Annotated in this window: 8 protein-coding genes and 2 pseudogenes; 2 read left to right on the forward strand and 8 right to left on the reverse strand. The window is 60.0% G+C overall.

Annotation, left to right across the window (positions count from 1 at the left end; genetic code table 11):
• Positions 1-43 precede the first annotated feature (43 nt).
• Positions 44-1687, reverse strand: coding sequence for an MFS transporter (locus tag EOA29_RS14260; RefSeq protein ID WP_127221045.1), 1644 nt, complete (start codon positions 1685-1687; stop codon positions 44-46).
• Between the two features lie 399 nt (positions 1688-2086).
• On the opposite strand from EOA29_RS14260, the gene EOA29_RS42230 reads away from it, so the two are divergent.
• The gene (locus EOA29_RS42230) at positions 2087-2326 is read left to right on the forward strand and encodes a hypothetical protein (protein ID WP_210213146.1); all 240 of its coding nucleotides are present in this window, start codon (positions 2087-2089) and stop codon (positions 2324-2326) included.
• 622 nt (positions 2327-2948) lie between these two features.
• Here the strand turns inward: EOA29_RS42230 and EOA29_RS14270 are convergent.
• The 6 genes and pseudogenes from EOA29_RS14270 to EOA29_RS14295 form a co-directional block, all read right to left on the reverse strand.
• A complete protein-coding gene (locus EOA29_RS14270; protein WP_127221047.1) occupies positions 2949-4595 on the reverse strand; it encodes an MFS transporter in 1647 nt (548 codons plus the stop codon).
• A 344-nt stretch (positions 4596-4939) separates the two neighbouring features.
• Positions 4940-5137 carry a hypothetical protein gene (locus EOA29_RS14275; protein ID WP_127221048.1) on the reverse strand — a complete coding sequence of 66 codons (198 nt, stop codon included), beginning with the start codon at positions 5135-5137 and terminating at the stop codon, positions 4940-4942.
• Positions 5138-5352: 215 nt separating this feature from the next.
• On the reverse strand, positions 5353-5643 hold the full coding sequence (locus EOA29_RS14280; RefSeq protein WP_127221049.1) for a DUF982 domain-containing protein: 291 nt from the start codon (positions 5641-5643) through the stop codon (positions 5353-5355).
• A gap of 164 nt (positions 5644-5807) precedes the next feature.
• Positions 5808-6461 carry a phospholipid N-methyltransferase PmtA gene (gene pmtA, locus EOA29_RS14285; protein WP_127221053.1) on the reverse strand — a complete coding sequence of 218 codons (654 nt, stop codon included), beginning with the start codon at positions 6459-6461 and terminating at the stop codon, positions 5808-5810.
• Positions 6462-7087: 626 nt separating this feature from the next.
• Positions 7088-7963 (reverse strand): nitrilase-related carbon-nitrogen hydrolase, encoded by an 876-nt coding sequence (locus tag EOA29_RS14290; protein WP_127221050.1) that lies wholly within the window; start codon positions 7961-7963, stop codon positions 7088-7090.
• A 250-nt stretch (positions 7964-8213) separates the two neighbouring features.
• A pseudogene (locus EOA29_RS14295) lies at positions 8214-8498 on the reverse strand (transposase); the annotation flags it as partial.
• Positions 8499-8787: 289 nt separating this feature from the next.
• Between EOA29_RS14295 and EOA29_RS14300 the strand changes: the two are divergent.
• Positions 8788-9237: a hypothetical protein gene (locus tag EOA29_RS14300; RefSeq protein WP_127221051.1), complete on the forward strand. Its 450-nt coding sequence runs from the start codon at positions 8788-8790 to the stop codon at positions 9235-9237.
• A gap of 286 nt (positions 9238-9523) precedes the next feature.
• Here the strand turns inward: EOA29_RS14300 and EOA29_RS14310 are convergent.
• Positions 9524-9775, reverse strand: a pseudogene (locus EOA29_RS14310) (transposase); the annotation flags it as partial.
• Positions 9776-9870 lie beyond the last annotated feature (95 nt).

The raw sequence follows: 9870 nt of genomic DNA on the forward strand, positions 1-9870 counted from the left end.
GCCACAGGGATTGGCGAGGCAATGAAGCGTGCTCAACCGCACCTCATTTGTGCGACAGATAGGCCATCGGAAAATACGACTTGCGCGCCGCTCCGGCAGGACGCTCGACCAGGATGTTCGTTCTCGGCGGATTTGTCGTTGCCGTAAGTTCCAGAAGTGCATTGCCCAGTTCTCTGTCGGCCTCCGACAGGCGATGGTGGAGCCGATGATAGTCGGTCCAGGTTGGGGTGCGAAACGACTCGACCCATCGTGATGGCTCCTGAACATCGCGCGTGAGTGTCCATTGTCGGGCGCCGACGCGGCTTTGGGCATAGCGGCGCTTCTGCATGATCTGCAGAAACTGATTCAAGTCTTCCTCGACGACCGTGTATTCGGTTGTGACAAGGATCGGGCCGCTCCTTGGCTTCAGATCAAGCGCGATCGCGGGTGCGCAAAAGGCGCCGGCAGGCTCGAGCTCCGACTCGGAACGATTGCTGATCGGCAGCTTGAACCCGAGCGCGGCGACGCCCAGCGTGGCGACCGCGGACCATGCCATTGCCGATGGAAGCGAGTAGTTCTGAACGATCGCGCCCCAAAACCAGCTGCCGCCGGCGATACCGCCATAGGTGAAGGCGCTGTAGATTGAGATCGTGCGTCCGACGATCCAGCGCGGGCTTGCCAGTTGCACGTTGACGCCAAGTCCGGACCATGCCGTTACCCACCCTGCCCCGCCGAGCGCAAGACAGACCGTCGCGATGGCAAGCGAGGACGTCAGCGCAAGCGAGATCTCGCACAGAGCACATGCCAGGCAGGCAAGGACCACCAGCCGTTCCTGCGTTAGCGTTTGCCTCAGTCTCGGGTTCATGAGCCCGGCCGCCAGTGCGCCGGCGCCGAAGCCGCCCATCATGATGCCATAGCCGACCGGGCCACCCTTCAAAATGTCGCGGGCAATCAGCGGAAGCAGCGCCAATGTCGAGGTGCTTGCGAATCCAAACAGGGTGCCGCGCACGATTGTCGACTTGATTTCCGAGGATATCGCGGTGAAGCGCAGGCCATCATAGATCGCCGTCATCAGCGCTTCACGCGGCAGCGATGAGCTTTGGACCTTCCACTTGTTGCGCCACAAGGCGGTAAGAGGGGCAACAAAGCCGAGCGTGGTGAGCGCGAAGGTGACAAGCGGCCCGAACGCCGCCACGATTATGCCGCCGAGCGCGGGCCCGACACTGCGCACGGTGTTGAATCCGACATTGAGCAGCGTAATCGCCGCCGGCAGTTGCCGGCGCTCCAGGATATCGCCGATCGAGGCTCGCCAGGCCGGGTCGCTGAGCGCGATGCCGCAACCGTCGAGAAAGCTGAACGCGAGAATCATCCATGGATCGTGAATGCCAAAGGCCATCAGGATCGTCAGCATTGCGGAGGCAGCCATCATGAGGCTGCGACCGACGATCATGACCACGCGGCGGCTATAGTTGTCAGCAATTGCCCCAACGAAGACCGCCAGAAAGAAGGCCGGCAAAGTCGATGAGGCCTGGACCAGCGCAACCAAAACGTCCGAGCTGGAAACCGTGGCCATAAGCCAGCCGAGCGCCACCGTTTGCATCAGCCAGCCCAGGCTCGAGAGCTGGGACGCCAGAAAGATGGAACGAAAGGTCGGGTCCTTCAGCGGCGCCAGCAAGCCTGGGGACGCGTTTTGTTCGGTCGAATTCATGATGATCAATCTCTGTGCAACAAGGAGCTTAAGCCCATCGTCGCAGCTAGGATCCGATTCTGAGTGGCGTGCACAGGGAATGCGAGCTTGGCTTTCTTAACGTGACTTCCAGCCAGCGGAAAGTACTTTGATGTGAACAGTAGAGAAAATAGTGAACAGCTGTCTCCTGAGGCTCTTGCGCTGCGTCAGACCGACTGAGTTGGTCCATGCTCACGGGGCGGCATCAGCGGGCCCATTGCAGCAGATCTTTGTCAAAGCACCGCCTTCACGGCTCTGAGTGAAACAGCCCATCCTTGCTTGGGTTCGGCCCTTACGAAGACGGGTTTTTACAAAAGGATTGGAAATGCAGGTCGTCGCAGTTGAGTTGGTGGCGAAGCTCGCGACGCGATCAAAGACCACTTGTCGGAACTGGATGAAATCAAGCTCGTGGAGCTCGATCATGGCCTGCCAAGGAACGCCGTCCCAGGCAGCGCGGAAGCGGTCATGGCCCTGCTGGTTTATCGAGAGACGAAAAGCCGCAAAGGCGGAACCGAGCCGGCAATCCATACTGGCGCACCAATGGCCAAAGGCTCAACTGCCGCGCGCTTCGCCCTGAGGACAGCAGATGGCGAAGCCTCCGGGCCCGCGAACAACTCGTGAGGGTGCCTCGAGTGCGACGCCGGCCCTCCATTTCTGGCCGACGATCCGTGAACTTGCCGTGCGCTGATCGTGCCGTCGCTCTTCTGATCGCGACATTTGCCATCGCCCCTCTTTCAACCGGCCGAACCTCCCGCGCGCCGGGTCGATGATGATGGTCATCCCTCTGGAAATGGCCGTTGTGAGCGTGACGGTCTGAGCCGCCTTGAAGCGTTGTGAGCTCATTCACTTTACGCGGACATGCGCTTCGAAAATACGACAGAAGATGCACAAAACGCCTGTTTTGACGTAAAGTTTTTCAGCAACCCTCGAAAATCCGTAACAGCAGTTACTCCAGCCGTGACGACCCACCCTAAGTCGCGCATCGGGCTGCAGGTGCGATCGCCCCTGCCGCAGATTTGTGCAAACGAAGGTCTTAGGAAAGAAATGAACCGCTTGCCCTTTTGCCCGCCTGCATACAGCACGTTGTATCGACGACCTTTTGCTGCCGCGCGCGGAGGCGTGTCGGTACCGGAACGATAAACCCCTGCCTTCTGCACCTTCCCCCGTCTGCATGCCGTCCGCGTCACTCGCATATTCGGATTCTAATTGCGCGATCGCCCCGCGCACTCTCTCTCAACGACCTTCAGGGACGCGACACAAAAGGCACGGGCTGGACCTCGCTGCCGGATGCCGGACTTGTCGACCGCTCGATCGAGAGCGCGACATGAGGAGGAGCCTCACCGGCCTGCAGGGCGGCGAGGCGCTCGTCGAGCTCCCTGTCAGCCACGGTGAGCCGATGGTTTAGGCGAAGATAATCGGTCCATGTCGGGGTGCGGAACGTCTCAGTCCACAGCGCGGGCTTCTGAAGATTTCGCTGCAGCGTCCAATTGCGCGCGCCGGCACGGCTCTGAACGCGCCGCCTTTCGCGCATGCAGCGCAGAAATGCCGAGATGTTCGCTTCCGGGATCAGATACTCGATCTTGACCACGATTGGACCGCTCCTTGGTCTTAGAGTGAGTGCCAATTCGGGTGGAATGAAGTCGGCGGCTCCCTGATCCGATTCTTCCCAAAGCTCGATGGGCAGCACTTTTCCCGCTGCCGCAACCAGCAAAAGTGCCACTGCAGCGCCTTCGAATGCCCATGTCAGGGAATGGTTCTGAGCCAAAACACCCCAGATCCAGCTGCCGGCCGCCATGCCGCCATAGGTCAAGGCATAATAAATCGACAAAGTGCGACCGACGACCCACCTTGGGCTTGCCAACTGCACGCATACGTCGGTTCCCGTCCAGGTGACAACCCAGCCTGCGCCACCGATGGCAAGCGCGATCGCCGCCACAGCAACGGATGACGTGAGGGCGAGCAAAAAACAGCATGCCGCGCAGGCAACGGATGCGAGCGTGAGCAATTTCTCTTGCGTGGCGATGCGTCTCAAATAGCCATTGCCCAGTCCGGCGATGAAGGCGCCGGCGCCGAAACCGGCCAGCAGGACGCCGTAAACGAGTGGGCCGCCTGCCAGTTGATCACGCACGAGCAGCGGGAGCAGAGCGAGGATCGAGATGCTCGCCAGTCCAAACAGGGTTGCACGCGCGATCGCGAACCGAATCTCCGACGAGATCGCCGTGAAGCGCATTCCATCGCGGATAGCCGTCATCATCCGTTCGCGCGGAAAAGGCGAAGACCGCACGTGCCATTTGGAGCGCAAGACAGCGCTCAATGGGACGAGATCACTCAGCGCCGCCAAGGCGAAAGCGGCCAAAGGTCCCAGCAAAGCCAAGATTATGCCGCCTAGCGCCGGCCCTATGCTTCGAACAACGTTGTAGCCGACCGACATCAGCGTCACGGCAGCGGGTATCTCCCGCTTTTCCAGGATGTCGCCCACGGAGGCATGCCAGGCCGGATCATTCAAGGCAAAGCCGCACCCGGCCAGGAAACTCAAGCCCAGAATCAACCAGGGACTGACGAAACCCAGCGCGACAGAGAGAGCCAGCGTGGTGGACGCCAGCGCGATCAGGCAGTGTCCGGCAAGCATCACCCCGCGGCGGCTGAGACTGTCGGCAATCGCCCCGGCAAGGATCGACAGAAAGAAGGCGGGCAGCGTCGAGGCTGCCTGCACCAGCGCAACCATCAGATCGGAGGCTGGAATGGTGGCCATGAGCCAGCTGATCGCCACGCTCTGGATGAGCCAGCCAAGGCTGGAAATCTGCGTGGCTGTCCAGATCGAACGAAAGACCGAGTTGTTGAGAGGGATCAAAGTGGTCGCCGCAAAGAGCGGGGAATTTTCAGGGCGCATGACGTTCTCAACCTCCCTCACCTGCTGACAGCCGGGCCTTTGGCGCTCAGCTGCGTCACAACCAAGTTCGTTCTCGCGCTCTCGACACAGGAGAGATCGCCATGCCGATGTGCGTAATGGCGCCAATTGGGTGTAAGCTGGTCGGGGTCGCGCAACCCCGGTGGGTGCGGTCAGTTCTGCCCTGCGATCTCAGCTTTGGATTGTGCTACCGCGCTGAGGGGCGGCTTGTCAAACGGTCGCGGGCTGACAGGCTCAACCGGCTCGATCCGCGGCAAAAACGAGAACGGGCTGCGCCTAGGGCCCAGCCGCTTTCACCCTTTGGGATCAGACAAGAGCCCAGGTGGTCATGGAATGGCATCGCGGTCGTTCAGCGCCTTCTTGATCTCTTCGAGCGTGTCGGTTCCGCCTTCGAAGAGCGTCATGATCTTCGCGGCCAAGGCCTCGCGTTCGGGGCTGTCCGGCGGGAAATGGCCGCCGAGCTCCGCGAGCGCCTTGCTGAGCATTTCCAGTTGTTCCGGACGTGCAAAACTATGGTGCGGCATGGCAGACCTCCCTCAAAGCGCCTGAAGCCATTCACTACGTCGCTCGCCGCATTATCGCAGCCCGCGTGTCAATCGAACAAGCCGCTTTTGCAAGCCGGCGCTATGCGCCATCTCAAAGCGCCGGAAACACATCCCGGGGTGGGTGTGTGAACCCTGCCCACCGCTCCTCCAGCTCGCCCTCCAGGGAGGGCATGCTTACCCACCCCGGCGAAACCTTAAGCCCGCAGCTTTTTGCACGCGGCGATCCACTGCATGGCCGACATGGGATCTTCCAAAATCGCAACGTGCTTGGCGAAGTTGAGAAAAGCCTGGCGTGCAGCGCTTATGGGTTTACGCCCATCATATGCATCACAGCACGCCTCAAGGGCCGCCTGGTGGGCGGGATTCTTTTGCTCCTCGGGCCAGTCATTGAGGAAATCGACGGCGTCCGCAACGTTCGCAATCTCTTGGACGATGTAGGCAGCACGCTTGACGAAAATTGGGCTATCGAAATCATCCGCGTTCATTCGGTTCCTCCCAACTTTATGAACTCTCACTCGCGCGAGCATCCGACCTGGCATCCGCGCAAAATGTGCTGTCAGGACTGTGACCATTCAAGGGGCCGAGCCCTCTCGTTCCACTCTCGGCGAGACCGATTTCGCCGCATCTGCAAAAGGCTCCAACCTCTTGCCTACGGGCCTGCTTGAGCGCGATCGCGCGAAGAAGCAGCCAAAGCGGCCATGCGGCGTCCGACGGCCCGGCGGTACGTCCAAAGTTGTGCGGGCGGAATGTTGCGAACGACGAAATCATAGTGGGAAACAATGTAGCGGTCAGGCATCTTGATCACCGGCGACAAAGGCCCGTAGGTGATCTGCATGACGGGCGCTCCAATAGGAATGCGGGCCAACAAATCCTCGATCAGGGCGATGCGGCGCTCCATCGGAAAGCTCAGCAGCGGCACCGCGCTGATGACACAGTCGAACTGTTCGGCTTTCCGCTCCGCAAGCACCTCGTCCAGCGCAAAAGCGTCGCCCAGCCGAACATCGACATCGGGAAACTGCCGCCTCAGGCGGTGATAGAAGTCTTTCGAATATTCCACCGAAACAAGCTGCTGCGGCTTGATGCCCGTTTCAAGGATTGCCCTGGTGATGACGCCTGTTCCAGCGCCAAGCTCAAGCACCGGCAGTCCTGTTGCTGGCCTGACCACGCTTGCCATGCGCCGTGCCGCATGAACCGACGTCGGCATGAGGGCGCCGACACCTTTCTTGTCCTTTTGCCAGCATTTGAAGAATTGCACTTCCTCTTCAAATTTTCGGCCGAGGCGCTCCTTCAATCGAAAGACCATGTTCCCTCCCTGAGGCGGGCTGCCCGGGCCGCCTGACACGGGCGCATGTCTGGACAATTCAGGCAGCATTTTCAAGATGCTGACGCCGCGCCGTGGCGGTACGAAAACATAAAATCGATTAGCTCCAAAACAGCACCATCGCGGTTCGCTTGCGCTTCGCTAGGCACCGTAAAAGCACCGGCTAGAGCCTCCCCAATCTGCTCCAGGGTGTCATGATGAGACGTTTGAGCAGCGGGTTTCGAACCAGTGGCCTGCTGCGGGTGAGTTCAAGACGATCGAGAGGCGTCTTGTCGGCCTGGCGGCGCGATGCGCAGGTGCGCAATCTGACGAGCGTGCCGGGGGTCGGGGCTTTGGTCGACGGACGGAAGTGCATAAGGTGACATGCGGATTTTACGAAAGCGGCTGTCGTAGAAGCTTGTTCGACGACAGCCAAGTTGCTCTGGGACGCGCACTGTTGAGGTACTCAATATGCTCATCGAAGACGTTGCTTGAGCGCAAATGCATCATTGATGATCTCATGAACCCAACCGCGACCCCATGAAGTTGTCAGGTCAAGATGTGCCGTGACGGCTATGCAGCTTGCTTGCAGGACTGTTTGAGAAACCCTATAAGTCGTCCTGTTCGCTCTATTTCATCACTCGGATCGCCCTTACATGAGGTCCAGTTGGATAAGCATCCGGGCGCCGGTTGTGGAAGAAACCCCAAGCGATCCTTTGCTCGCGAATTAACTTAGTGTCCAAGTCGGCTACGACCAGTTCCTCCCCGTCTCCGCCCTGCGCAATCGTCTCGCCCCATGGCGAGGCGAACAAGCTATTTCCGAAGTACTTCCCCATCAGAGAGTTCTCATCTCCAACGCGGTTGGGTGCGGCGACAAAGATGCCATTAGCGAACGCGGCCGCTTTAAGCTCCAGTTCCCAAGTAGGGCGGGCCGCTGGCCCCGTCGACGTCGGGACGAAGACGACCTCGGCGCCGCCGAGCGCGAGCGCACGGAAGCCCTCCGGAAAATGTCGATCGTTGCAGATAACCACACCAATCCGGCCGACCGCCGTTTGAAATACCGGGAAGCCAAGGTTGCCGGGTTTGAAGTACAGCTTTTCTCGGCACGGGCCGCCGTCCGGAATGTGCATTTTACGGTACTTGCCGAGGTATGAGCCATCCGCGTCGACTACAGCTGCTGTGTTATAATAGACTCCTGGTGCCTCCTCCTCATAAATGGGAGCCACGATTACAATGCCATATCGCTTCGCCCAATCGCAGCAGCGCCTGACAGTCGGGCCGTCCGGGATCCTCTCGGCGGCGGCAAACCATTTCTCTTCGTGGCCAAAACCAAAATAGTACTGGTTGAACAACTCTGGAAAGCAGATGATCTGGACGCCTTGAGCCGCGGCACGTTCGACATAGGCCTCGTAGGCATCAAGCATTGCATCCCTGATCGTGGGGATCTCCGCGTCGCCCGTCTTCTTAAGGCTCAGTTGGACCAAGCCACATTTAATCAACGTCATGTAGGTTCCTCTCAGTGAAGGTTGTTTGAGCGGTTGGGCTAACGGCAAGAGCATCATAGGTTTCTCGCCTCACTGAAGCAGGCCCGTCCTTTATAAGGACGCCCAGGCTACCAGTGGATGCCGTCTGGATTGATAACATTCGAGCTGGAAAACGGCGCAGCAAAATGTGCCCGCCGATGAAATATACAATGCGTTAGAAGGCGCACATTGCAGCGTCCGTAGTGACGTTGCCCCCGTTTTTATCCAGTTTTTAGTTCGGTTCGGGCGTGGGTTGTGCCTGCTGGGCGGGTGAAGCGACGGGCGCTGGCGCGGAGCCTTTGGCATAGCGCAGCGCGAGCGACCGTCGTGGATTGAAGGGGTGGCGAACTCGGCCGGGTGCCTGCCAGGCGATTTGGGAGTGGGGCCGCGCGGTGTTGTAGTCGGCGCGCCACAGGGCGATGGCTACGCGCGCCTGAGCCAGCGAGACAAACAGCGTCTCGTTGAGCAGTTCATCGCGCAGTCGGCCGTTGAAGCTCTCGATGACGCCATTATCCAGCACGTTGCTCTTGGTGCCAGGGTTTGTTCGGTCGCCAGGTCGGGTAGGCTTGGCGCATCCGGGCAACGGGGCACCGGGAGCACGCAAGTGCGGGCAGGCCGCCGTATGCAGATGAACTGAGAGTTCGAGTACGTTATCTAGCCGCCCCTACGATTCGCCCGGATGCGCTGCGAGCGCGGATCCGTATTTGTCGTGTTGCCCGGCTGGCTCCCTGTCTGTGTCCAACGATGGAGGGAACCGTACGCATTGTAGGCATGGACATACACCGCGTGGCCGCGAGGTCGTGTCGTTGCTTGACGGCGAGATCGTCAAACTCGGCCGCGTCCAAATGCTGCGCAACAAGCTTGAAGAGTTCGCCAGGAAAAGGAGCTCACCCATGATGATCATTGTGGTGATCGAGGCGACCGGCAATGCCGCGGCCGTCGCTGAAGTACTGTCGCCCTACGTGGATCGGATCGTGATCGCCAATCAATCAGGTGAACATGATCGCGCACGCGAAGGTGAAGACCGACAAGATCGATGCCACTGTCCTTGCGAGGCTCTACGCCTCGCGCTTTCTGCCGGAGATCTGGATTCCGGATCAGCGACCCTTGCGCTCCGAAGACAGGTCACCAGGCGGACACAGCTGGTTCGCCAGCGTTCGCGGCTGAAGAACCTGATCCAGTCAATCCTGCACGCCCATCTGATCCTGCCGTGTCAGCATGGGAACCTCGTCCGATCAGTGGGCGCAAATGCCTGATGAGGCAAATATTGCCTGCGGATGAGCGCGCCGCCATCGAACGCCACCTCGGCTTGATTAACCAGGTCAACGAGGCGTTGACGGTAGTCGAGGCGGATATCGCCGTGCATGCCCCTCCAGGATCCGACAATCCGCCGTCTAATGACGTTGCCCGGCCTCGACGTCACCTTGGCCGCAAGCGTTGCCGCGGCGATCGGCGACATTCGTCGCTTCAGCGATCCACAGAGGCTTGTCGCCTATCTTGGCCTCAATCCGAGCGTGCGGCAGGCCGGTGAAGGGCCTGCCCCGGAAAGTAGGAGCCCTTCCTGAGCCTGGGGATGCGTAACTCGACGGTGCCGGCCCGCGTCTCCCAGTCTCTGTCGCGGTAGCCGTTGCGCTGGGCCGCGCGCAACGGGCTCTTCTCGCCATAGGCGGCGCCGGTGGCGGCGCCCACCTCCAACTCCATCAGCCGCTCAGCGGCAAAGCCGATCATCTCGCGCAAGATATCGGCATCGGTCTTCTCCACGAGCGTGCGCAGGTTCATCATGTCGTCGGTCATCGGTGGTTCCTTCGAATCAGGTTGGTGTGAGCAACCCGACCCTACCGGAACATCGATGACCGCTGCTACGCCGCTCGCTCCAGCACTGTTGAGGG

The organism is Mesorhizobium sp. M1E.F.Ca.ET.063.01.1.1 (assembly GCF_003998155.1).
Classification (GTDB): domain Bacteria; phylum Pseudomonadota; class Alphaproteobacteria; order Rhizobiales; family Rhizobiaceae; genus Mesorhizobium.